This window comes from Sphingomonas parapaucimobilis NBRC 15100, from assembly GCF_000787715.1.
GTDB classification, from domain to species: domain Bacteria; phylum Pseudomonadota; class Alphaproteobacteria; order Sphingomonadales; family Sphingomonadaceae; genus Sphingomonas; species Sphingomonas parapaucimobilis.
Map to the genome: position 1 here is coordinate 1 of NZ_BBPI01000065.1, position 24394 is coordinate 24394.

Sequence of the window (24394 nt, forward strand, 5' to 3'; positions counted from 1 at the left end):
TTCAACTCTAGGCCGCTTCGGCGCGCGCCGCCAGCGCCTCGCGGTTGCTGATCGTGATGGCGCGGCCGCCCGGCAGGCCGATCAGGCCGCTTTGCTTCATCCGGGTCAGCTGGCGGCTGACCGTCTCGATCGTCATGCCCAGCACATCGGCGATCTGCCCGCGCGTCAGCGGCAGGTCGAAGGTGACCGGCCCGTCGCGGCTGGCCCGGCACCCGCTGGCCCCCGCGCGCGCCGCCATGTCGAGCAGGAAGCCCGCCAGCTTCTCCCCGGCCGACCTGCGCGCCAGCACCAGCATCCGCCCGCGCGCCTCGTTCAGCGATTCAAAGGTCCGCTGGAGCAGCAGGCGTTCCAGCCGCTGATGATTCTCCAGCACCCGCTCGAACGCGGCGCGGGGAAAGACGCACAGCTCGGCCTCGGTCAGCGCGGTCAGGGTGAAGTCGACATCGCCCGCATAGGGCTGCCCGAAGAAATCGGCGGGGTAGAGCAGGCCGACCGTCTGCTCGCGGCCATCGGCGGTGGCGGCGACCAGCTTCAGCACGCCGGTCAGCAGATTGCCGCAGATCACCGCTTCGTCGCCTGCCCAGGCGATGGTCTGGCCGCGCGCGACCCGGCGACGCTGGCCGATGGCGTTCAGCGCGGTCAGTTCCCGGTCATCCAGGCTGCCGCACAAGGCCCGGTCGCGCACCGCGCAATCGGCACAGATGTCGTTCGGGATCATGGCCTTGCCTTATAGCGCGGCCATGATCCCCTGTCGTCGGACGGATTGTCCTATCTGTCAGTGTCGCGGTGACACGTTGTCGTCCTGCGGCAGATGGAATTCGTGCCAGATACCGTTGAGGATGCCGAAGCCGACCGCAAGGCCGAGGCCCAGGACCCAGGAAAAATACCACATGGGTCGTTCCTTTCTCAGTAGAAGTCGGGGTTGGTACGCACCGCCTCCGCCGTCACGCGCCCGAACATCACCCGGTAAGCCCAGGCGGTGTAGGCGAGCACGATCGGCAGGAAGACGAGCGTGACGAAGAGCATGATGCCCAGCGTCTTAGGCGTGGACGAGGCGTTCCACACCGTCAGGCTGCTATGCGCGTCGATGCTGGACGGCAGGATGAAGGGGAACATCGCGCAACCTACGGTGGCGATGATCCCCGTCGCGGCGAGCGACGACCCGGCAAAGGCCAGCACCTCGCGACCGCTACGGATACCGACCAGCACCAGCACGGCCCCGGCAAAGCCCAGCACGGGCAGCGCCGTCATCCACGGATAGGTCGCGTAATTGTCGAGCCATGCGCCGCCCGCCCGCTCCGCCGTCATGCGCAAGGGGTTGGACGGGCCGAGCGGATCGACCGCGCCGACGATGCGGTAACCGATATCGCCCCAGGCGACGAAGGCGAAGCCGGTCGCGAACAACAGGATGGAGGCGATCGCCGCCACCGTCCCGAACCCCCGCGCCCGGTCATGGACGGGGCCATGCTCGACCTTGATCGACAGCCAAGCCGCGCCGTGCAGCACCAGCATCGCCACCGACAACAGCCCGCAGACCAGCGTGAAGGGCGTGAACAGCCCGAGCAAAGTGCCATCGTAAAAGGCGCGCAGATCGCCATCGAGGCGGAAGGGCGCACCCAGCAGTACATTGCCGACCGCGACGCCGAAGACGAGCGCGGGGACCAGTCCCCCGACGAACAATGCCCAGTCCCAGCGCGCGCGCCAGGCCGGATCGGGCTTCTTCGAGCGATATTTGAACCCCACCGGCCGCAGGATCAGCGCGGCCAGCACGAGGAACATGGCGAGGTAGAAGCCCGAAAAGCTGACCGCATAGACGAACGGCCAGGCCGCGAAGATCGCACCGCCGCCCAGGATGAACCAGACCTGGTTCCCCTCCCAGGTCGGGCCGATCGAATTGATGACCATCCGCCGCTCGGCATCGTTGCGCGCGACGAAGGGCAGCAGGGTGGCAACGCCCAGGTCGAACCCGTCGGTCAGCGCGAAGCCGATCAGCAGCACGCCCAGCAGCGCCCACCAGATCAGGCGCAACATCTCATAATCGAACATGTCCTGGCCTCCTTCAGGCGGTGACGGGAATGGTGGCGGGGATGGGACCGGGCGCGGGCTGGTCGTCCCGCTCCTCAGGGCCATGCGCGATGGCGGCGAGGATCAGCCGCACCTCGATCACCGCCAGCACCCCATAAAGCGCGGTGAAGCCGGCCAGCGTGGTCCAGAGCGCAGCCCGCGACAACGAACTGGTCGCCAGGAAGGTCGGCAGCACGCCCTCAATCGCCCAGGGCTGCCGCCCCAGCTCGGCGACCAGCCAGCCCAGCTCGATCGCGATCCAGGGCAGCGGGATCGCCGCCACCGCGAGGCGGAGGAACCAGCGCGAATCCATGTGCATCCGGAGCGAGCACAGGGCGAAGGCGGTCGCGAAGAGCGCGATCATCGCAAAGCCGATCGCCGCCATGATGCGGAAGCTCCAGAAGAGCAGGCCGACATCGGGAACGGTATCCCACGCCGCCGCCTCGATCTGCTGCGGCGTCGCGGTCCGCGGATCGGCCATCTGGCGCTTGAGCAGCAGGGCATAGCCCAGGTCGCGCTTGTGCGCCTCGAACCGGGCGCGCTGGGCCATGTCCTGCGGGTTCGCCTTCAAGCGCTGGACCGCGTCATAGGCGATCACGCCCGAGGCGATCCGCTCCTGCGCCTTCAAGACCAGCTCGGACATGCCGGTGACGGTGCCGTCCAGGCTGCGCGTCGCGATCAGGCCGAGCAGCCACGGAATCTCGACCTTGTACCGCGTTTCGCGCGCGACGGTGTCGGGATAGCCGAACAGGGTCAGGCCGGAGGGGCCGGGCTCGGTGTGCCAGACCGCCTCGATCGCGGCGAGCTTCATCTTCTGGTTGTCGGTCAGCGCATAGCCGCTCTCGTCGCCCAGCACGACGACCGATAGCGAGGAGGCGAGGCCGAACGCCGCCGCCACCGTCATCGACCGGCGCGCCACGGGCAGGAAGCGGCCCTTGAGCAGCCAGAAGGCCGACACGCCCAGCACCACGACCGAGGCGCAGACATAGCCCGCACTGACGGTATGGACGAACTTGGCCTGGGCTACGGGATTGAACAGCACCGCGCCGAAATCGGTGACCTCCATCCGCATCGTGTCGGGATTGAAGCTGGCCCCGACCGGATTCTGCATCCAGCCATTGGCGACCAGGATCCACAGCGCCGACAAATTGGTGCCCAGCGCGACCATGAAGGTGACGATCAGATGGCCCAGCTTCGACAGCCGGTCCCAGCCGAAGAACATGAGCCCGACGAACGTCGCCTCCAGGAAAAAGGCCATCAGCCCCTCGATCGCCAGCGGGGCACCGAAGATGTCGCCGACATAATGCGAGAAATAGGACCAGTTGGTGCCGAACTGGAATTCCATGGTCAGGCCGGTGGCGACGCCCAGCACGAAGTTGATGCCGAAGATCTTGCCCCAGAAACGCGTCGTCACGCGCCATTCCGGGCGGTTGGTCATGACATAGACCGATTCCATGATGACCAGCATCATCGACAGGCCGAGCGTCAGCGGCACGAACAGGAAATGATACAGCGCGGTGGCCGCGAATTGCAGTCGCGACAGGTCTACGACGCCGGGGTCCATAGCAGGTCTCCAAAAAAGGAGCCGCCCCCCGGCCCCTTGCCGATCGACTCGCTAGACCTGCGGTTCCGCGCGGACATTGACCGCAGTCAAAGACAGCGGCTGCGGTCGGGGCGACCGTCGCGGCATGACGACGATCGCCCATGCTCCCCCGACGCGTAAGGCGCGCAACCGCTGGTTGAAGGATGCAGGCGGGCGGCGTGACGGCGTGGCGGGCCTGTTGCTGCTCGATACGCTGGCGGCGATCGGCTTTGCGGCGGGGATCGCGGGCGGCGTGACGGTGGTGGCGGGGCAGGGGGCGGGGCAGGGGGCGGTGCTGCCCTGGGCCGTGCTGATGCTCGCCACGGGGGCGTTGCGTGGGGTGTTCGCGACCCTGGCCTTGCGGCGGGGCGCGGTGAGGGCGGGGGCGGTCAGGCGCGCGCAGCGGCTTCGCGCCGTGGCCGCCACGCTGTATCGCAAGCCCGGCGTCCCGATCGACAGCGGCCTGCTCGCCAGCCAGGCCGTCGATGCGGTCGAGGCGCTGGACGGCTATGTCGCGCGTTTCCTGCCCGCGCGCCGGGCCGCCGCCGTCGCGCCGCTGCTCGTCCTCGCCGCGACCGTCTGCGCCAGCTGGGTGGCGGCGGCCATTCTCGCGGCCACCCTGGTGCCGTTCATCGCGGCGATGATCCTGGCGGGCGGCGCGGCGGCGGACGAGTCTCGGCGGCAATTCGTCGCCCTGCACCGCCTGTCGGCCCGCTTCGCCGACCGGGTGCGCAGCCTGCCGGTGGTGCTGGCCTTCCGGGCCGAGACACGCGAGACCGAGGCGATCGGCGCGGCGGCGCAGGAGCTGGCCGAGCGGACCATGCGCGTCCTGCGGGTCGCCTTCCTGTCTTCCGCCGCGCTGGAATTCTTTGCGGCACTCTCGGTCGCGCTGGTCGCGGTCTATTGCGGTTTCGCGCTGCTCGGCCTGCTGCCCTTCGCCGCGCCCGAGACGCTGACCCTCGCCCAGGCCTTTTTCGTACTGGCGCTGGCGCCCGAATTCTACGCCCCGATGCGCCGCCTGGCTGCGGCCTATCACGACAAGCAGGCGGCGGAGACGGCCGCCGACACGCTGATGCCGCTGGCGGAACCGGAGCCTGTGCCCGTGGTCCGGGTCGCGGCCCCGCTGGTCCTGTACGACGTCGCCATCCATTATCCGGGTAGTGATGCCCCGGCCGTCTCGCATCTGTCGCTGCGGATCGAGGCGGGCGAGACGGTGGCGCTGCTCGGCCCCTCGGGCAGTGGCAAGACCAGCGTCCTGCACCTGCTGCTGGGGCTCGCCCCGCTATCGGCGGGAACGGTCGAGGCGGGTGGCGTCCCCCTGGTCTCGCTGGCGGGACAGGCGAGCTGGGCGGGCCAGCATCCCCTGCTGATCGCAGGTACGATCCGCGACAATCTGACGCTGGCCCATCCCCCGGCGGACGAACTGGCGATCCAGCGCGCGGTCGCGGCGGCGGGCTTGGGGCCGATGCTCGCGGTTCGGCCGGGTGGCCTCGATGCCCAGCTCGATGCCCGGGGCGGCGGGCTGTCCGGCGGCGAGCGGCGGCGGATCGCGCTGGCCCGAGCATTGCTGAATCCCGCACCCTTCCTGCTGCTCGACGAGCCGACCGCACATCTGGATGCTGCCGCCGAAGCCGCGCTGATCGCGACCGTCGCGCGCGCCGCGCAAGGCCGCACGACGCTGATCGCCACCCACAGCCCCGCGCTGGCCGCCATCGCGACCCGCGTCGTGCATCTGGGAGATACCGCATGACCCTCCACAGGCTGATCGCCGCCGAACGCTGGCGGGAACGCCGCCGCTTGCGCCAGGCCGCACTCTGTGCCGCGCTGGTCGCGATCGCCTCGGTGCTGTTGCTGGCCTTGTCGGGCTGGTTCCTGACCGCCGCGGCGCTGGCGGGGGGAGCGGGGATCGTCGCGGCGCAGGCGTTCAACTATATGCTGCCCTCCGCCGCGATCCGGTTGCTGGCGATCGTGCGGACCGGCGCACGCTATGGTGAGCGGCTGGCGAGCCATGGCGCGGCCTTTGGCGCGCTCGCCCGGCTGCGGCCTGCGCTCTATCGCGCGCTCACGGTTGCGCCGCCCTCGGTCGCGCTGGCGCTCGGCCGGGGCGAGGCGACGGCGCGGCTCATTGGCGATGTCGATGCGGTGGAATGGCATTTCGTCCGCCTGTCGGGGCCGTGGGGCGTCGTGGCGGCGCTGGTGGCGGGCGCGGCGCTGACGCTGCTTGGCGGATGGCCGGCCATGGTCGCGACGCTGGCCTGTATCGGGGGAGCGCTCGGTCTGGCCCGCCTCTGGGCGCACCAATTGGAACAGCCCGGCCGCGCGGTGCAGCGGGCGATGGGCGCCCTCCGCGAGGAGGTGGCGACGCTCGGCGGCGCGGCGGCGGAACTCCGCTGTTTCGCGCTGGAGGATTGGGCGACCGCCCGGATCGCGGCGGCGAGCGACCGGCTGGCCGAGGCGCAGGCCCGGCAGGCGGCGGTGGCGGCACGGTTCGAGGCGCTCCATGCGATCAGCGTCGCACTGGCGGCGGCATCGGCATTGGTCCTGTCGGCGGGCGCTGGCGCACCAATCGCGGCGCTGGCGGCCCTGGCGGCGGCGATGACGGCCGATGCGGCCGCGCCGATCCTGCGCGCGATGACCGAGCGGGGACGGCTTCGCGAGGCGGAGGTGCGACTGGGAACGCTGTTCGCGGCGGCGGAAGAGCATCCGGCGGCAGACCGGGCATGCGACGCCAGCCTCATGATCGACGGCGCTCCGTTCGCGCCGGGCAGCCGGATCGCCCTGACGGGGCCATCGGGCTGCGGCAAGACGAGCTTGGTCGAGGGATTGCTGGGCCTTCGTCCGCTGGCGCTTGGCCGGATCATGATCGGGGGGCGGGATGCCGCCTCCCTCGGACCTGCGACCCTGCGTGCGACCTTCGCCTGGGCGCCGCAGGACGCGGCGTTGATGGCGGGCACGGTGCGCGACAATCTTTGGCTGGCCGATGACCAGGCGAGCGAGGACCGTATGTGGCGGGCGTTGCGCGACGCCGTGCTTGATGGCGTGGTGCGCGCCTTGCCCGAGGGACTCGATACCTGGCTGGGCGAGGATGGGGCGCGGCTGTCGGGCGGCGAGCGGCGGCGGCTATCGCTGGCGCGCGCCTATCTGGCGGATGCGCCCTGGCTGCTGCTCGACGAACCCGGCGAGGGGCTGGATGCGGGGGTGGCGGCGCAGGTCGCGCGACGCCTGCACGCGCGGCTGACGCGGACCGGGCAGGGGATGATCCTGGTCAGCCACCGGCCGGTGCTCTCGGCCCTGTGCGATCGGCAATGGGCGGCCGTTGGCGGAACCCGCCGCTCCGCCGCCTGACCCGGCTGCCCGTCGCAACGCGCCATGCCGTACGGCGCAGGCGGTCCAGGCGGCAGGTCAGACGGCGTGGCTGAAACGCGTGTCGTCCTCGCTGCGCCAGGCGTCGAAGGCGGCGGCAATGCTGCGGGCATAGGGCAGGGCGTCGGCCTTCAGGCGAAGGCGATGGCCTTCCCATCGGAGGAGTCCGGCCTTCTCAAAACGGGAAAGCCGGATCCGGATGGCGTCCCGCTCCGGCAGTCCGTCCGTATCGGCGACGCCATGGCACAGCACCCCCGCGATCGCCGCGCCCCGCCGCTGGTCGAGTGGCGTCCGACGGATACCACGCACGGTTGCGAACCGATTGGCACCGAGCGCCCGGTGCCATTCGCCCGTATTCTTCGCATTCTGGAGCAGGCGGTCGGGAAACGCGCTGATCGCGCTGGCGCCCAGGCCGATCAGGATGTCGGCGGGATCGTCGGTGAAGCCCTGGAAATTGCGGCGCAGCGTACCGTTGGCCGCCGCCTGCGCCATGGGATCGTCCGGTTTGGCGAAGTGATCGAACCCGACTGGCCGATAGCCCGCTGCCGTCAGTCGCTCATGCGCCCATGCGGCCTGTGCGAAGCGCGCTGCTGCGTCGGGGAGTGCGGTCGCGTCGATCCGGCGCTGGCGCGGGATCAGGTGGGGGACATGCGCATAGCCGAAGACGGCCAGCCGCTCGGGTGCAAGCGCGATCGTTTCGTCCAAGGTCGCTTGAAGCGCTGCGTCGGTCTGACCGGGCAGGCCGTACATCAGGTCGAAATTGATCGATCCGACTCCGGCGCGGCGCAACAGCGTGACCGCGCGGATAATGTCTGCACGGGGCTGAACCCGGCCGATCGCCGCCTGGAGCATGGGATCGAAGGTCTGCACGCCCAGGCTGACCCGCGTGACGCCGGTCTCGGCTATGACGCTCGCCCAGTCCGGCGCGAAGCCGCGCGGGTCGATCTCCAGCGATAGCGGCGCATCCCGGCAGGCAAAGGCGGTGCGCAGATGCGCGACCAGCGCCGCAAACGCGTCCGGCCCGATGGCGTTGGGGCTCCCGCCGCCAAAGGCGATCCGCCCGATCCGCCCGCGCCCGTCCAGCCGGGCGGCGACCCTGTCGATCTCGGCATGCAGCCGGACCATATAGGCATCGAGCCGCGCGGTGCGGTTCGCCGCGGCGGTGTTGCACCCGCAATACCAGCAGATCGCCCGGCAATAGGGGATGTGCAGATAGAGCGACACGTCCGCATTCGCATCGATGGCGTCGAGCGCGGCAGCCATGTCGTCATGACCCACCCCGTCGCAAAATTCGGCGGCAGTGGGATAGCTGGTGTAGCGCGGCACGGGCCGGGCGAGCAGTTCGGGATGATAGGGCCACATGGCCCATGCCGTGCCCAGATCCTGCGGGCGCGCCTTTGACCGGCATCAAACCAGCCTGTGTCGATCGTCAAGGCGATGGGGCGGCACGCTCCCAATGGGTCTTCGGATGTCGACACAGGTGACACGAGAAGGCCGCCATCATCCCATCAGACATGGGAGGGGCTTGGTTCGATCCCATGTCATCATGTTCTAGGGCGGATCGACATTCGTTTGCTTCCTCCCCTGGAAGAGGAGGTGGCAGGCCGCAGGCCTGACGGAGGGGTGTCCCGGTCTGAGAGGTCGGTCAGACATCGCAAGCGGTGATACCCCTCCACCATGCTGCGCATGGTCCCCCTCCCCTTGCAGGGGAGGAATTGAGGGGGGACTGAATGTCGATCCGGCCTAAGAGGACAGGTGCTGCGTCAGGATCACGCCGCCCATGACGATCAGGACAAAGCCACCAAGGATGCCGGCATATCGGCCCAGATAAGGTCCGATATGCTTGCCAAGCATGACGCCGATCGTCGCCATCAAAGTGGTCGTCCCGCCGATGACCAGACAGGCGGCCCAGATGTTGACGTCCATCAGGGCCAGGGTCACACCCACAGCCGCCGCATCGACGCTCGTCGCGATCGCCGTCGCGGCAAGGCGCAGCATGCCGGGCTTGGTCTCGCCGTCGTCCTGCTGCGCCTCATCCTGGTTCGTCCAGGCTTCCCGTATCGTATAGGCGCCAACCGCGAACAGCAGGCCGAACGCAACCCAATGGTCATAGTCCGCGATCCAGTCGTTCAGCGCAAAGCCGAGCAGCCAGCCGAGCGCAGGCGTCAGCGCCTCGAAAAAGCCAAAGACGATGCCGACCTTGATCGCATCGCGAAAACGGGCTCGTCCTTCAGTCGCGCCCTTGCCCAGCGCCGCCGCAAAGGCATCCACGGACAGGCTTGCGCCCAAAGCGCCAAGCGTCAGAATTCCGGGCATCACGTCATTACTCAGGGCCAGCAAACCACATGATGCATGCACCCGTGGCCACAAAGCGGAGCGCTGCATCATTGGTCTCGCTGGGCAGGACGAACCTGCTGCTGCCGCCACGAGCCGATGGCTCAAGGATGTTGACGGCAACCCCACTACTGCGGGTAGCTACTCCCCAAGGATGCAGGCCCAATATCTGGTAAAGCCCGCTGTCTCCAGACGGTAAATACGATCACTGCCGTCCGATTGATCGAGAGGCGATGCTACCGCTCGAATCGCGCTCGGTTATAGCCAAAACCGCTTTCGAATCATCGCCAGGCGATGATGGCTATTGATGGCGCGCCATGGCCAGGGACGATGATCGTGGCGAGCGGCAAGCCACCCCCATGCGATATGTCGACCCGAAGCGCCTCACTCTGCCATACCGCCTCCGGCCGATCGCGATCCGCCATGATCGCCCCAGGGCTGCCGATGATACCCGCATGGTCAGAACCGCGCCCGGACCGCGCCGAAGACACTGCGCGGATCGGCGGGCGCATGCAGGCGTTGCGTGCCGTCGTACCAGACATATTCGTACCGATCGTTCGTCAGGTTGCGTATCTGCGCCGATACCTCGATCGCCTTGGTGATGCGGTAGGCCAGTTCGGCGGTGACCTGAAAATAGTCGCCATAGCGGCCCTGGCGGTTGGCGGTGTCCAATTCGTACGACGACTGGCCATTGCCCCAGAGTGAGGCGCGCCACGGCCGCGCCGCCGGTGCCCATTCGATCCCGGCGGTGTAGACGTTCCTGGGGACATGATCGATCTCATTGCCCGCCGTCAGCGGGGCTGAGGGATCGGGAACGCGAATGATCGCCTTCTGGTGCGACCAGCTTGCCCAGGCCGACAGGCCGGGCAAAGGCTGCACGCTCGCCTCCACATCGAAGCCGCGACGCCGCGTCGCGCCCAGATTGTCGAATTCGCCGGACGGATCATTGAGGCGCCGCTTCAGCTCGCCGGTCGCGGTCTGCTGCCACAGCGCGGCGCGGGCGGTCAGCCAGCGGCCCTGCGTCAGCTTGATGCCGCCTTCGAAGCCTTCGTTGATCGAGGCGGCGACATCGCGCACGCGCGGCGGCACGACATAGGCACCCGAGCCCGCGCCGATCTGGAAGGTGCGGCCGAAATTGCCATAGGCGGTCAGGCCGGGGACGGGCGTCACCGCGACCGACAGCTTGGGCTGGTTGATCGTGCCGTAATCATTGACCGGATAGCTTTGGCCGTTCAGCCGGTTGGTGAAATGGCCGCTCACCCGGTCGATCCGCCATGCCGGGGTGATCGTCAGCCAGCGGACCGGGGTCACGATCGCCTGCACATAGCCTCCGCCCACCGTCAGGTCGAAATCCTGGTTGCGCGTGGCGGCCGTGATGATCCGCCGGTCGGTGGTCCAGCGCAGGCTCTGGTTGTGCTGCCACTGCACATCGCCGCCCGCCTCGGCCATCAGCCAGTCGGCCGCATGCCAGTGCAGGCCGGTCACGACGCCATAATGTTGTTCGTCGGTCAGCCGCTGCTGCTGCGCGACATTGGCCGAAAAGCGGACATAGCGATTGTCGTGGTTGGTCGTCGCATAGCCCAGGGCGGTCAGCGACAGGTCGCGCGCCAGATCGGCGTCGAGGTGCAGGCTGTACTGGCTGAGTTCGCGCCTGCCACCGTCGGTCGCCGAGACGTCGTAGGATCGCGACCGGTTGGTATAGGCGTCGGCATCGGTCAGATAGCCCGGCTCCTGCGCCTCGCTGCGGCTGTGGCGCGCGATGAGGCCGAGCCTGGCGGGGCCGAAGTCGTAGAACCACTTGCCCGCGACGTTCAGCCGGTCGAGATCGGCATGGTCGCGAAAACCATCGCTCTGACGATAGGACAGCAGATAGTTCTGGCTCAGTCGTCCGGTCTCGACCCCCGCCGACAGTTGCGCGTCATAGGTGCCGAACGCACCGACGATGCCGCGCGCGTCGAGATAATTGCCGCCGATCCGCGTCTTGATATCGGCACTGCCCGCGATCGCGTGCAGCCCCCAGCGCGGGTCGGAGGTGCCGCGCACCAGCTCGACCGAGGCGATGTCGAGCGGGGAGATGAAGTCGATGAAGTCCATTCGCCCGGCATTGTCGTTGGACGGCACGCCATCGATCAGCAGCTTGACCGCGTTGATCTCACCCTCGCCATTGAAGCCGCGGATCGAGAAGCGGCCCGAGGTCGTGCCCTGGTTGAAGTCGGTCAGGACCACACCGGGCAGCCGGGCGAACAGCTCCCACGCATTGTCGACATTCTGGCGCTGCGCGACATCGCCGCTCAGCACGTCGACCGAGGTCAGCACGTTGGCGGTCGAGCGCGCCATGGATTGGGCGGTGACGACGATCTCGTCGCCGCCGATCGTCACCTGCGTGTCGGCGCGGGCAGGCGCATCGGCGCGCTGCTGCGCGGCCGACGGCGCGGCGATCAGGAAACAGGAGGCGGCGACCGCCACCATCAAACTGGTCTTCGACATAGAGTCCCCCAGGCCCGCTCCCAGGCGGGCCGAATGCGTTTCGTGTTTTTGCGAACGGACGCGTCAGTCGGTGTCTGACCAAGCCAGGGCATTGGCCTGCGCCGGAAAGCCCCTGATCGGCCCGGCCATCGGCTTCACGGCCTCGGGCGGTACGGTCTTGCGAAGCCAAGGCGCACGGTGGCGGCGATGCGCTCTCGTGCTGGCGATACGCCCGCACCATCGATCGCTTGCGACCGCAAACCGATATGGGGCATGGTTCGCGTGACAGCCGACCGGGCTGCCCGACGACGGACTTGGCCGGCCGGTTTGCCGGTCATTCCGTCAGGCGCAGAGCGGGGGACCGCGCAGGGGTGGGCGCAGATAGGGTGCGGCACGCGGGGCGACGCGCGGGATGGCCCGCAGCGCCATGATCGCGACGGCGGCCAGCGCGATGGCCAGCAGCACGATGTCGACCGAACCCAGCACCTGCGCGGACAGTCCCGAAAAGGCGCAAGGCATTTCCGGCTTGTCGTGATCTTTCGGCTGGCCGGTGTCGGGCATTGTCCCATGCGCCATGGCCATGGCATGATCCGTGCCGGGCATCGCCATGTCCCCGGCCCCGGTCGCCATCCCGGAACAGATCGTGATGGCGAACCATCCATGATCGGGTGCGACCATGTAGCCGGTCGGCACCAGCAGCCTCAAGAGTATCGCGGCGGCATAGATCAGCGCCGCCAGGTGGCGTTGCGCCAAGAGATACCGGAAGGCCTGCACGATCGCGGCGTTATCGTGAATGCCATGTCATGTCACTTGGGCATTCTGTCAGCGCCACCATGGATCGGGCGGCTGCAATCCAGCGTAAAGCTGGCCCCCGGCGCAGCAGATCTAGCGCTGATCGGCCCGGCTTTTCCGCCCTAGAGTCGAAAACGATCAACTCTGCTCACCCCTCCCCTTCAGGGGAGGGGCTAAAACCGTGCAATGCTGATCGCTTTCAACTCTAAACGATAGCTTCCCTTGGGGGCGGATGACATCAGATCGATCCGGGCCAAGCCCCCCTGAAGGGGAAGGGGGGATCAAGTCTATGGCGTCACGCGCCGGTCGCTCATGGGTGTAGAGATCAGGGGTTAGCGGCATCGTCCGCCCGAATCCTGCCTGCTTCCGATGAGGACTATCGAAGGCGTACACGGTCCATGCATGGAGAGGCGGATGCGTCTTAAAGGGTTCGATCTCAGCGTCGGCTATTTTGGGCTTCAAATTGCCTTTGGCATTCAGAGCGCGAGCCTGAGCCGTCTGTTTCAGGGGCTGGGCGCGACGGTCGACCAGCTTGCGATCTTGTGGCTGGCAGGACCGGTGACGGGATTGCTGGTGCAACCCGTCATGGGGGCGCTCAGCGATCGCCATGGCAGTCGGTTTGGGCGGCGGCGGCCCTATATTCTGGTATCGGCCCTGGTGGTGATCGCGGCACTGGCGGCGCTGCCGTTGGCGGGGTCATTGCTTGTGGCCGTCATGGCGGTCTGGGTGCTGGAGGCTGCGATGAACGCGCTCCATGCGCCCTATCGCGCCCTGGTCGCCGATACCTTGCCGGTCGAGGATCATGCCAGCGGCTATGCCATGCAGACCGTTTTCATCGGGCTGGGTGCCCTGGCGGGGGCCTGTGCGCCCGTTCTGCTGGCCTGGGGCGGCTGGGCGAACGTCGCCCAGCCAGGGCAGACCGCGCCCTCGATCCGGATCGCCTTCCTCACGGCGGCCATCGCGGTGGCCGTGTCGGTCGGCTGGACGGTCGCGCGGGTGAAGGAGCCCGCCTCACCCCCTATACAAGGCGGCGGAAACGGCCATGCCCGCGCCCGCGGGGCGGAGGTCGCTGCATTGTGGCGCGCTTTGCGATCGGTCGCGGCCGTTCAGTTTTTCAGCTGGTTCGGCATGTATCTCCTCTGGGTCTATGCAACGCCGGTTATCGCTGCGCGTCTCTATGGCGCGACCTCTCCGTTTGACGGGGCCTATGCGCGGGGAGCGGATTTCGTCGGCGTGCTGTTCGGCACGTATAACGGCGTGGCGGGTCTGTTCGCCTTTCTGCTGCCCGGACTGTTCCGTCGTTTCGGCGTCACATATGTCCATGCGGCAGCATTGGCGGCGGGCGCGTTGGGGCTCGGCGGCCTTGCGGTGATCGGCCATCCCGTCGGGCTGCTGGGATGTGCGGTGCTGATCGGCATCGCCTACGCCTCGATCCTCAGCGCCCCCTTCGTGCTGGCGGGCCGGGCGGTGTCGCGTGCGACCGCCGGTACGTTCATCGGCATCATGAACATCTTCATCGTCGTGCCGCAACTTGTCGCGGGACTCACCATGGGTTGGTTCATCGCGCACCTATTGGGCGGGATCGCGTGGCCCGTCCTGCCGCTCGCAGGGGTGCTGATGGCGGTGGGTGCGGGCCTGAGCCTAGGGCTGCCCGAGATGGACGAACCCGTTGCACCGGCGTAATGCAAGAAAATGCAAATAGAGGCGCAGCCATGGTGAGGACGAGGCGGAATGGTCCGACGCTGGGCAGCATCGCCGCGGAAACGGGCGTATCCGTCGCGACCGTATCGCGCGTGCTGACCGGCCATAGCGCGATTAGCGACGAAACCCGCGAACGGGTGCTGAGCACGGCCGAACGACTTGGCTATGTCCATGTCCCGCAAAAGGTGCCCCACGCCGCACCGACATTATCCGACCAGATTTGTCTCGTCGTACCAGTCGCCACCGCGCATGGAAGCCAATTGGCCAACCCGTTCGAGCTGGCGCTGATCGGTGGGGTTGGAACCGCCATGCGCGAGCGGCGGCGCGATATGTCGATCGTATGGCAAACGCCCTATGATGACACCACCCTCGCACAGTTTCTCGACCAGAGCGCCTATGCGGGCGTGATCTTCCTGGGGCAGTCGCAATTCCACGACACGCTCAATCATTATGCCGCCCTGGGTAAGCCACTGGTGGCATGGGGCGTCGAGGTGGCGGGGCAGAGCTACTGCTCGATCGGTGGCGACAATCATGAGGGCGGATTTCAAGCGACGGCGCATTTGCTGCGAAAAGGGCGGCGACGCATAGCGTTTATCGGAGCGATGCCGCCGATCGCGGCCGCGCGGACGCCCTTCTCGCAGGTCGCGATCCGGCTGGAGGGGTATCGCTCGGCGCTGGCGGCTCATGACGTGGCGTTCGACCCGGCGATGATCCAGACGCCGGCCGCCGGTCGATCCGAAGGGGCCGAGGCCGTCGACAACCTGCTCGAGCGCGGCATCGCCTTCGATGCGATCGTCGCAGCCTCCGACCTGGTGGCGCTTGGCGCGATTCAAACGCTGCGCCAGCGGGGACTGCGCGTGCCGGAGGATGTCGCGGTGATCGGCTATGACGATATCGACGCGGCCGCCTTGTCGACGCCCGGCCTGACCACGATCCGCCAGGATGCGATCAAGGCCGGCAACCTGTTGGTGTCGAAGCTGCTACGCATCATCGATGGGCATCGCGCCAAGTCCGAACGCCTGCCGACCGATCTCGTGATTCGCGCTTCATGCGGGCGTTAGATGCGCTTCATATCGTGCAAATTAATCACGCCACATAAAGCCAAGCTGTTGATCCACCGCCTTTAACATGGACGCCAGTCGGTAACGTCATGTAAATTACAATCGTTTGCGGAAATATGTTGCATTAATTTGCGGCCGAGATCACTTTTCCCTCATGAGGTGGATTGCCCGGCAGAGGCGCCTTGGAGGGGATTATGATGCGTGCATGTCGCTTGGCATTGATGGCTTCGGTAACGTGGATGGTGCCCCTGGCGCCTGTGCTTGCGCAATCGGTCCAGTCACCGACCGCGCCCCCCGCCACGAGCGAACAGCCAGCCGCCGATGCCGCGCAGGGCAGCGACCTGGGCCTGAACGAGATCATCGTCACCGGCACGCGCACCGGCACCCGCAAGTTCGACACGTCCTACGCCATCACCACCATCGACCCGCAGGCGATCGCGCAAAAGGCCCCGCTGGGGATTGCCGATCTGATCGCCTCGACGCCGGGCATCTATGTCGAAAGCTCGGGCGGCGAGGTCGGCAACAACGTCTATTCGCGTGGCCTTCCGGCGGACAATTACCGCTATCTCCCGCTGCTCGAGGACGGTTTGCCGGTGTGGGAAGAGGGCGCGGGCGCCTTCACCAATGCCGATGAGTTCTTCCGCGTCGATGCGACGATCGACTCGCTTCAGATCGTGCGCGGCGGCTCGGCCTCGATCACCGCGTCGAACGCGCCGGGCGGCGTCGTCAACGTCCTGACCAAACGCCCGACCCGCACGCTCCAGGGCATGGTGAAGGGCGAGGTCGGCGACTGGGATCATTACCGGATGGACGCCAACGTCTCCGGCCCGCTGAACGACCGGCTGTCCTTTGCGATCGGCGGCTTCTATCGCGAGGATAACGGCCTCAGGAACCCCGGCTTCACCGGCAACCAGGGCGGGCAATTCCGGGTCGGCCTGCAATATGACTTCGCCGACAGCGGCTCTCTGTTCGTCAGCTATCGCAAGCTGGACGACAAGAACATCTTCTACACCGCCATTCCGCTGGCCAGCCCGTCCCAGGGCCTGCCGGGTCTGGACGCGGGCACGGGCACGCTGGTCAACACCGCCTTCGCCCGGCTGACCGTGCCCGATGGCAGCGGCGCGTTCGACAAGCGGGTGGACCTGACCCAGGGCATCCATACCGACACCGACACCTTCACCGCGATCTTCAACAAGCCGCTGGGCGACGGATGGGAGATCAACGACCGCGCCCGCTACACGACCGGCACGGTGGACTTCAACGGGCTGTTCAGCTCGGGGATCGCCACGTCACAAGGCTTCCTGGTAGGCGCGCTCACCCGGTTGCAGGCCGCCCGGCCCGACACCGTGTCCGCCGTCTATCGCGACGCCAGCAACGGTCAGACCGTCGCCGCCGCTGCGCTGGGCAACCAGCTGGCGCTGACGCAGAGCATCTTCAACACGCTCGTCGATGTCGAGAATGTGATCAACGACCTGAGCGTCACCAAGAAGCTCGACACCGGCATCGGTCGCCATACCCTGACCGCGGGTTATTATTTCAGCCATTTCAACCAGACGCAGAACTGGAACTGGAACGACATATTGGTCGAGGCGATCAACCGCCCGCGCTATTTCGACGTGGTCGGCCTCAACGCGGCCGGGCAGCAGACCGTGGCCCTGACCAAGAACGGCCTGCTCAACCTGCACAGCAATTTGCAGCGTTTCCGCGACAAGGTGACGATCAACGCCTTCTACATGACCGACGCGTGGCAGGTGACCGAGGCGCTGCGCATCGATCTGGGCGCACGCTATCATCATGTCGCGAAGGATGGCACGATCGCGCAGACGACCCGCGCCAATCTGGGCGACGCGACCACCATCGCCGACGACAATGTGCTGGTCTTTAACGGCGTGACGACACCCTATCGCTTCAAGACCGGGCAATGGGCCTTTTCGGCGGGCGCGAATTACGAGTTCGACAAGCGGGTCGCGGCCTTTGCCCGCTATAGCCGCAGCTTCCGCGTGACGCCCGAATTCGTGCAGTGGTTCGGCGGCGTGCCGGTTGAGAACCGCATCGACCTGGTCGAAGGCGGGCTGAAATACGCGACCCGGCCCTTCTCGGCCTTCGTCACCTTGTTCTACAACAAATTCCCCAACATCGCCTTCCAGACGATCGTCGCAGGGCCGAACGGACAGGCGCAGACGATCAACCAGACGGCGGCGGCAGAATCCAAGGGTATCGAGGTCGAACTGTCGCTGCGCCCGGTCGATGTCTTCGAGCTGGCGGCGAGCGGCAATTACCAGAAGATCAACTATACCAGCTTCGCCGGACAGGATGCGAGCGGGCGGTTCGACTTCAGCGGCAACCAGATCGTCCGCCAGCCGCAGGTGCAGGTCTCGGTCCGTCCCACGCTGCATCTGCTGGGCGACCGGGTGAACATCTTCGGCGAGGCGGCCTATACCGGCAAGCGCTATGTCGATGTGGCCAACACCATCGTCCTGCCCAGCTATACCGAGGTGCGGCTGGGCGCGAACTGGAAGGTCACCGACGCGCTCCAGGCGCAGGTGGTGGCGACCAATTTGTTCAACGAGGTCGGCCTGACCGAGGGCAATCCGCGCGCGGGTTCGATCATCGGCGTGCAGGAAACCGCGTTTCAGGGCCGCCCGATCTTCGGCCGCCGTGTCCGCGCCAGCCTGACCTACAGTTTCTGATGCGCAAGCGGCTGGGCATGATCGTCGGGCTCGCGGCGCTGGTCGCGGCGACGCCGGCGCTGGGGCAGGCGTGGCAGACGGTCACGTCCCCCAATGGCCGCATCGCGGTCGATCTGGCGGTGGATCATGGCGAGGCGGTGTACCGCGCGCGCTATGACGGCAAGCTGATCCTCGACCGGTCGCGGCTGGGGTTCCGGTTCAAGGATGCCGCGCCGCTCGACGCCGGGCTGACGCTGGTCGCCAGTCGCCCGATTGCGCTCGACCGCCCCTGGACCCAGCCCTGGGGCGAGCGGCGGCAGATGCGCGAACACTATCGCGGGCTGGTCGCGACGCTGGCCGCCGCCGATGGTCGCCAGCTGGGCGTCGAGTTCCGCGTCTTCGATGACGGCTTTGGCTTTCGCTATACGCTGCCTGGCGCGGCGGAGCAGAAGCTGGTCGTGACCGACGAGGAAACCGAGTTCCACTTCGCGCAGAATTACCGCGCCTGGTCGATCCCGGCCTACCGCGAGAAGTATAGCGAATATGAATATAGCCGCTCGGCGCTGTCGGCGATCCAGACCGCGCAGACCCCGTTGACGCTGGAAGGCGACGGCGTGGCGATGGCGGTCCACGAGGCGGCGCTGGTCGACTTCCCGTCGATGAACCTGCGGATGCCCGAGGAGAATAGCCGCACGCTGAAGGCCGATCTGTCGCCCTGGTCCAATGGCGACCGCGCGCGGACGCATGGCGGGGCGGTGACCCCGTGGCGTGTCGTGATGGTCGCCCCCGATGTCGCGCATCTGGCGGACTCGACCATCGTCCTGAACCTCAACGAACCCAATCGGCTGGGCGACGTGTCCTGGGTCAAGCCGGAGAAATATATCGGCATCTTCTGGGCGATGCACACCGGCCTGCTGACCTGGGAACCGGGGCCGAAGCTGGGCGCCACCACCGCGCGCACGAAAGCCTATATCGACTGGGCGGCGAAGCACGGCATCAAGGGCGTGCTGGTCGAGGGGTGGAATGTCGGCTGGGACGTGCCCGAATGGTGGAAGAACGGCCATTCGCGCTTCGTCTTCGATCGCGCGCAGCCCGCCTTCGACATGGCGGCGGTGTCGGCCTATGCCCGGGCCAAGGGCGTGGACCTGATCGGCCATCACGAAACCGGCGGACAGGTGAAGGACTATCTCCGCCAGCTCGAACCGGCGCTCGACTATTACGACCGCTACGGCGTGCGTTCGATCAAGCTCGGCTATGTCGGCACGCGCCTTGACGAGACCGAATGGCCCGATGGCCAATATGCGGTGCAGAGCCTGCAAAAGGTGGTCGAAGCGGCGGCGCGGCACCGCATCGCCATCTTCCCGCACGAACCGGTCAAGGACACCGGCCTGCGTCGTACCTGGCCCAATCTGATGAGCCGCGAAGGCGCGCGGGGACAGGAATATAATGGCGGCAGCCCGGACGGCGGCAACGCGCCCGACCACACCACCATCCTGCCCTTCACCCGGCTGTTGTCGGGGCCGTTCGACTATACGCCCGGCGTCGTTCATTTCGACTATCGCGCGACCCGGCCCAACAACCGCGAGCCCTCGACGCTTGCCAACCAGCTGGCGCTGTATGTCGTGCTGTACAGTCCGGTACAGATGGCCGTCGATCTGCCCGAACATTATGACGAGCACGCCGATGCTTTCCGCTTCATCCGGGACGTGCCGACCGATTGGGAGGACAGCCGCACGCTACAGGGCGCGATCGGCGACTTTGCCGTCGTCGCGCGGCGCGATCGGAACAGCGCGGACTGGTATCTGGGTGCGATCACCAACGACAGCGCGCGAACATTGACCGTCCCCCTCGATTTTCTCGATAAGGGCGCAACATACGAAGCGACCATCTATTCGGATGGCCCAGGAGCCGATTGGCGCACCGCCCCGGAAAGATTGGCGATCCGGCGGCAAATGGTATCGCGCAAGGAGGCCCTTTCGCTCCGTCTGGCGCGAGGCGGGGGGCAGGCGATCCGTTTCCGACGGCTGTAGCGGTCGCTGCGGGATTTTGTGGTCGACGCCGAAATCCCTGAGGCCGCTATCGGTTCGGCTCGATGCGGCGGGCGAGACCCGGCCTCGAAATCATCGCCATGCCCAGGCAGCCCGGTGACGATCCGCCCATCACGGCCACGGACGAAACGGCGGTGACGTACTTCGCCCGACCTCCCGAGCAAAAAAAGGGGAGCGGACGGACCGCTCCCCCTTTGCATCGGGCGAAATGTTTACGAGGCGGGCTTGGCCGGAATCTTGGCGAATTCGGCGTCGAGGTTCGCCAGCACCTTGTCGGTGATCGTGTCGGGCGAATATTGCTGGATGTCCTTCAGGGTCATGCCACGCGCCATGTCGATCTGGTCGTTGGTGGTCATGCCCGGGATGTTCTTTTCGATCAGCGCCTTGGCTGCCGGATCGTCGAGCAGGGTGCCGATTTGGGTCGATGCCGTGCTGTAATGCGCTGCCTTGGCCGCGGTCGTGGCGGGGGCGGCGGTCTGCGCCTGTGCGCCAGCGGCACAGACCATGACGGCGAATGCCGTGAGAAGTGTACGCATGCTATATCCTCTCCATACCGAACGTAACCTCTGCAATATCGCACGGTTGCGTACGTATATCAAGCTACCACGCCGAACGGCCAGCCATGAAAAGCGTCACGAGGTGTTCTGCGAATGCTTCGGTTTCGTCACGGGTCACCGCCCGAAAGCTCGCCTGTTGCATGTGCCATCCCGTGATGGCGGACACGAAGGTCAGGGCGGTTTCCGCCGGGCGTTGCGGGCGCAGGCCGTCGCGCGCTCCGGCCTCGGCCATGTCGCGGGCGATGAGGTCCACGATGAACTGGGTGCCGTGCTGGTGCATCGCACTGCCAAGTTCGGGAAAGCGATTGCCGTTCGCCAGCAGCAGCCGCTGAAACGCCTGGACTTCGATATTGTGCAGGGACCCCGCGATGATATGGCCATGGTGGCGCAGCCGCTGGCCGATATCGTCGGTCAGCTCGTGATCATGCTCGGCCGCCTCGGCGGACCAGCGTTCGACGCTGTCCTTCACGACAGCGGATAGAAGCGCCTCCTTCGACGGGTAGCGGGTGTAGAGTGTTCCCTTTGAAATGCCGAGCTTGAGCGCGACGGTTTCCATGGCCGTCGCGTCATAGCCGTTCTCGATGAACATCGCGCGCGCGCAGTCCACGATCGCCTTTTCGATGGCGGCGGTCTGCTTGGCGGTGGGGCGCCCGCGGCGGGGGGCGAAGGTCTGCGCGGCTGGCTTGGGCATCGGCCCTGCTTAGGGCATATGCCGCGCCGCATAAAGCGGGGTCAGGCGACCAGCGCACTGCGATCGATCGCGGCGGTCCGTGTCTCGCCGGTCGGCGCCCTGGCGAACCCCGTCACGGGTCCCCGGCGGTTTCGGCGGGTCGCGGCCTTTACGCGCCCGGGGGCGGCGCGATCACGACCGTGCCGCCCACAAAACATGCCAGAGCGCTGGTCATCCGGGGTATCGATCGCCCTTATTGCAGGTTCACGAAGGCGCCACCGTCGACCAGCAGCGCCGCGCCGGTGACGTAGCGCGCCATGTCCGACGCCAGGAACACGATCGGCCCGGCCAGGTCGTCCGGCTCGCCGAGGCGGCCGAGCGGGATGCGGGCGGCCATGCGGTCCCGCTTGTCGAGGTCGGCCAGGTCGTCCTTGTTGATATCGGTCAGGATCGTGCCGGGCAGCACCGAATTGCAGCGTATGCCATGGCGACCGAGCGCGATCGCGGTCGATTGCATCAGCGAATGAATACCCGCCTTGGTCGGCGTGTAATGGGTCTGGAACTCGCCACCGACCAGCGCGGAGATCGAGGATACGGCGACGATCGCGCCGCCGCGCCCCTGTTCGACCATCCGGTTGGCCGCGGCCTGCACCATGTAATAGGCGCCGTGCAGGTTGACGCGCATCGTCCGCTCGAAGGTTTCGGGCGGCATGTCGAGAAAGGCGTGGAAGGGGCAGATACCCGCATTGCTGACGAAGACGTCCAGCCCGCCCAGCGTGTCGGCGGCCTGCGACACGAACGCACCTGCGGTGGCGTGTTCGGCGACGTCGCCCTTGATCGCCAGGGCGCGGCGACCCAGCGCCTCGATCTGGCGGACGACGTCCTCGGCCGCCGCGTCGTTGCCCGCATAGTTGATCGCGACGTCCGCGCCGTGGCGGGCGGCACCGATCGCCGCCGCCCGACCGATCCCGGCCGACGCGCCCGTGACGAGAACCTTCTTGCCTTCCAGCAGCATCTATCCCTCCTTGTTGGTGATCGTGCAGCCGAGATCCCGGCTGATGGCCTGCGCGGTCGCGGTGACGCTCTCCGACAGATCGTGAAGGCGGCCGTCGCTCATATACTGGGCGGCGCTCGATACGCTGATCGCACCGACGATTCGCCCGCGTGCATCGCGGATCGGCGCGGCGACACAACGGATCTGATCCTCATTTTCTTCGAGGTCGAAGGCGCGTCCGGCGGCAACGTAACCGACCATCCGCTCGCGCCAGACGGCGTGGTCGACATGCGGCGCGCGATCCGCATGCTCCGCTGCGAACCGTTCGTCCCAATAGGCGGGGGGATGATCGAGCATCAGCGCCTTGCCGAGCCCGGTCGAGGATAGCGGCTGGCGGTCGCCGACCCGGCTGGAGATGGTGATCCGGCGCTTGCCCGGCATCTTGTCGAGATAAAGCGCCAGGTCGCCGTCCAGGATGCCCAGATGGACAGTGTCCTCGGTCGACTGCGCCAGTTCCTCGAGATGAGGGCGCGCGACCTGGACGATGTCGGCCTGTTCCTGCGCCAGATGGCCGAGTTCGAGCAGCTTGGGTCCCAGGCGATAGCCGCTGCGCGGCGTGAAGCCGAGATAGCCGCGCTCGACCAGCGAAGCCGCCAGGCGGTGGGTGGTGCTGCGCGTCAGTTCCAGCGTGTCGGACAATTGCTGGAGCGTGATCGCGCCCGCGGCCACGGCCTCGATCACGTCCAGACCGCGCATCAGGGTCTGGCTGCCGCCGACACCCGTATTGGTTTTGGTCTCTCTCTCCATCGTCCCATCCATTTACACAGCTTCCCACTATATGAAAATACATATTGAACGTGAACGTACGAATATGCATAAGCGGGCAACGAGAGGAGAGGTCTGATGCTGCCGAAGATCAAGCATGTTCGTGCCTTTGTCGCGCGGGGTGCCGGTGCCGATTATCACGACCAGGGCGCGGGCCACTGGATCGACGACCACATCGCGACGCCGATGAGCCGTTACCCGGAATATCGCCAGTCGCGGCAGAGCTTCGGCATCAACGTGCTGGGTACGCTGGTCGTCGAGATCGAGGCGGAGGACGGCACGATCGGTTTTGCAGTGACGACCGGCGGCGAGCCCGCCTGCTACATCGTCGAGAAGCATCTGGCGCGCTTTCTCGAAGGGCGCAGCCCGACCGACTATGAGAAGATCTGGGACCAGATGTACTTCTCGACCCAATATTACGGGCGCAAGGGGCTGGTCATCAACGCGATCTCGGGCGTCGACCTGGCGCTGTGGGACCTGCTGGGCAAGCTGCGGCAGGAGCCGGTCTATCACCTGCTCGGCGGCGCGGTGCGCGACGAACTGCAATTCTACGCCACCGGCGCGCGTCCCGACATCGCCAAGGAGCTGGGCTTCATCGGTGGCAAGATGCCGCTGCACCACGGCCCCGCCGAGGGGATCGAGGGGCTGAAGAAGAATATCGCCGAGCTGGCGGATATGCGCGCGAAGGTCGGCCCGGACTTCTGGCTGATGTGGGACTGCTGGATGGCGCTCGACGTCGACTATGCGACCCGCCTCGCCATCGCCGCGCATGAGCATGGCCTGAAGTGGATCGAGGAGGCGATCAGTCCCGACGATTACTGGGGCTATCAACAGCTGAAGCGCAACGTGCCCAAGGGGATGCTGGTCACCACCGGCGAGCATGAGGCGACCCGCTGGGGCTTTCGCATGCTGATGGAGATGGACTGCTGCGACATCATCCAGCCCGATGTGGGCTGGTGCGGCGGCGTGACCGAATTGCTGAAGATCAGCGCGCTGGCCGATGCGCAGGGCAAGCTGGTCGTCCCGCACGGGTCGAGCGTCTACAGCTATCACTTCGTCGTCACGCGGCACAATTCGCCCTTCGCCGAATTCCTGATGATGCACCCCGGTCCGACCGAGATCGTGCCGATGTTCGCGCCGCAGCTGCTGGGCGAGCCGGTGCCGCAGAATGGCCGCATCCGCGCGAGTGCGCTCGACAAGCCCGGTTTCGGTGTCGAGCTGAACGCCGACGTGCCCCTTCACCGCCCCTATACCCACTGAGGACCCGA

19 protein-coding genes and 1 riboswitch are annotated in these 24394 nt (G+C 66.8%); of the genes, 7 read left to right on the forward strand and 12 right to left on the reverse strand.

What is annotated here, in order from left to right; all coding sequences use genetic code 11:
- Window positions 1-7 precede the first annotated feature (7 nt).
- The 4 genes from SP5_RS11105 to SP5_RS11120 are packed head-to-tail and all read right to left on the reverse strand — an operon-like array spanning window position 8 to window position 3628.
- On the reverse strand, window positions 8-718 hold the full coding sequence (locus SP5_RS11105; protein WP_042488449.1) for a Crp/Fnr family transcriptional regulator: 711 nt from the start codon (window positions 716-718) through the stop codon (window positions 8-10).
- A 57-nt stretch (window positions 719-775) separates the two neighbouring features.
- Entirely contained in the window at window positions 776-892 is a 117-nt protein-coding gene (cydX, locus tag SP5_RS18790; protein WP_042488453.1) for a cytochrome bd-I oxidase subunit CydX, read from the reverse strand.
- 14 nt (window positions 893-906) lie between these two features.
- Window positions 907-2046, reverse strand: a complete 1140-nt coding sequence (gene cydB, locus SP5_RS11115) for a cytochrome d ubiquinol oxidase subunit II (RefSeq protein WP_042488456.1) — start codon at window positions 2044-2046, stop codon at window positions 907-909.
- Window positions 2047-2059: 13 nt separating this feature from the next.
- Window positions 2060-3628, reverse strand: a complete 1569-nt coding sequence (locus tag SP5_RS11120) for a cytochrome ubiquinol oxidase subunit I (protein ID WP_042488460.1) — start codon at window positions 3626-3628, stop codon at window positions 2060-2062.
- 124 nt (window positions 3629-3752) lie between these two features.
- Here SP5_RS11120 and cydD point away from each other — a divergent pair, with 124 nt between their 5' ends.
- Both cydD and SP5_RS11130 read left to right on the forward strand, forming a co-directional pair.
- Window positions 3753-5396 carry a thiol reductant ABC exporter subunit CydD gene (gene cydD / locus SP5_RS11125; RefSeq protein WP_042488515.1) on the forward strand — a complete coding sequence of 548 codons (1644 nt, stop codon included), beginning with the start codon at window positions 3753-3755 and terminating at the stop codon, window positions 5394-5396.
- The gene (locus tag SP5_RS11130) at window positions 5393-6991 is read left to right on the forward strand and encodes an amino acid ABC transporter ATP-binding/permease protein (RefSeq protein WP_042488462.1); all 1599 of its coding nucleotides are present in this window, start codon (window positions 5393-5395) and stop codon (window positions 6989-6991) included. Before cydD ends, SP5_RS11130 begins: the two co-directional genes overlap by 4 nt.
- 57 nt (window positions 6992-7048) lie before the next feature.
- Here the strand turns inward: SP5_RS11130 and hemN are convergent, their stop codons facing one another.
- The 4 genes from hemN to SP5_RS11150 all read right to left on the reverse strand — a co-directional run bounded on the left by hemN (window position 7049) and on the right by SP5_RS11150 (window position 12583).
- Window positions 7049-8371 (reverse strand): oxygen-independent coproporphyrinogen III oxidase, encoded by a 1323-nt coding sequence (hemN, locus tag SP5_RS11135; protein ID WP_042488465.1) that lies wholly within the window; start codon window positions 8369-8371, stop codon window positions 7049-7051.
- Window positions 8372-8752: 381 nt separating this feature from the next.
- The gene (locus SP5_RS11140) at window positions 8753-9325 is read right to left on the reverse strand and encodes a manganese efflux pump MntP (protein ID WP_042488468.1); all 573 of its coding nucleotides are present in this window, start codon (window positions 9323-9325) and stop codon (window positions 8753-8755) included.
- A gap of 6 nt (window positions 9326-9331) precedes the next feature.
- Window positions 9332-9505, reverse strand: a riboswitch (yybP-ykoY riboswitch).
- A 297-nt stretch (window positions 9506-9802) separates the two neighbouring features.
- Complete coding sequence (locus SP5_RS11145; RefSeq protein WP_042488471.1) at window positions 9803-11830, reverse strand: TonB-dependent receptor; 2028 nt, start codon at window positions 11828-11830, stop codon at window positions 9803-9805.
- 321 nt (window positions 11831-12151) lie between these two features.
- A complete protein-coding gene (locus tag SP5_RS11150; protein ID WP_042488473.1) occupies window positions 12152-12583 on the reverse strand; it encodes a DUF2946 family protein in 432 nt (143 codons plus the stop codon).
- A gap of 432 nt (window positions 12584-13015) precedes the next feature.
- Between SP5_RS11150 and SP5_RS11155 the strand changes: the two genes are divergently transcribed.
- The 4 genes from SP5_RS11155 (at window position 13016) to SP5_RS11170 (ending at window position 20062) form a co-directional block, all read left to right on the forward strand.
- Window positions 13016-14284 (forward strand): MFS transporter, encoded by a 1269-nt coding sequence (locus SP5_RS11155; RefSeq protein ID WP_042488476.1) that lies wholly within the window; start codon window positions 13016-13018, stop codon window positions 14282-14284.
- 29 nt (window positions 14285-14313) lie between these two features.
- Window positions 14314-15363 carry a LacI family DNA-binding transcriptional regulator gene (locus tag SP5_RS11160; RefSeq protein WP_042488479.1) on the forward strand — a complete coding sequence of 350 codons (1050 nt, stop codon included), beginning with the start codon at window positions 14314-14316 and terminating at the stop codon, window positions 15361-15363.
- Between the two features lie 239 nt (window positions 15364-15602).
- Window positions 15603-18053, forward strand: coding sequence for a TonB-dependent siderophore receptor (locus SP5_RS11165; RefSeq protein WP_042488481.1), 2451 nt, complete (start codon window positions 15603-15605; stop codon window positions 18051-18053).
- Window positions 18053-20062, forward strand: coding sequence for a glycoside hydrolase family 97 protein (locus tag SP5_RS11170; RefSeq protein WP_042488484.1), 2010 nt, complete (start codon window positions 18053-18055; stop codon window positions 20060-20062). Before SP5_RS11165 ends, SP5_RS11170 begins: the two co-directional genes overlap by 1 nt.
- Window positions 20063-20292: 230 nt before the next feature.
- Here SP5_RS11170 and SP5_RS11175 read toward each other — a convergent pair whose 3' ends face one another.
- From SP5_RS11175 to SP5_RS11190, 4 genes are all read right to left on the reverse strand, one after another.
- The gene (locus SP5_RS11175; protein WP_042488487.1) at window positions 20293-20616 is read right to left on the reverse strand and encodes a hypothetical protein; all 324 of its coding nucleotides are present in this window, start codon (window positions 20614-20616) and stop codon (window positions 20293-20295) included.
- 64 nt (window positions 20617-20680) lie between these two features.
- Window positions 20681-21328, reverse strand: a complete 648-nt coding sequence (locus SP5_RS18525) for a TetR/AcrR family transcriptional regulator (protein WP_052811504.1) — start codon at window positions 21326-21328, stop codon at window positions 20681-20683.
- A 232-nt stretch (window positions 21329-21560) separates the two neighbouring features.
- Entirely contained in the window at window positions 21561-22322 is a 762-nt protein-coding gene (lra1, locus tag SP5_RS11185; protein WP_042488490.1) for an L-rhamnose 1-dehydrogenase Lra1, read from the reverse strand.
- Complete coding sequence (locus SP5_RS11190; protein ID WP_241823780.1) at window positions 22323-23108, reverse strand: IclR family transcriptional regulator; 786 nt, start codon at window positions 23106-23108, stop codon at window positions 22323-22325. It abuts the gene before it with no gap.
- Between the two features lie 96 nt (window positions 23109-23204).
- On the opposite strand from SP5_RS11190, the gene rhmD reads away from it, so the two are divergent.
- Window positions 23205-24386 carry an L-rhamnonate dehydratase gene (gene rhmD, locus SP5_RS11195; RefSeq protein ID WP_042488494.1) on the forward strand — a complete coding sequence of 394 codons (1182 nt, stop codon included), beginning with the start codon at window positions 23205-23207 and terminating at the stop codon, window positions 24384-24386.
- Window positions 24387-24394: the final 8 nt, after the last annotated feature.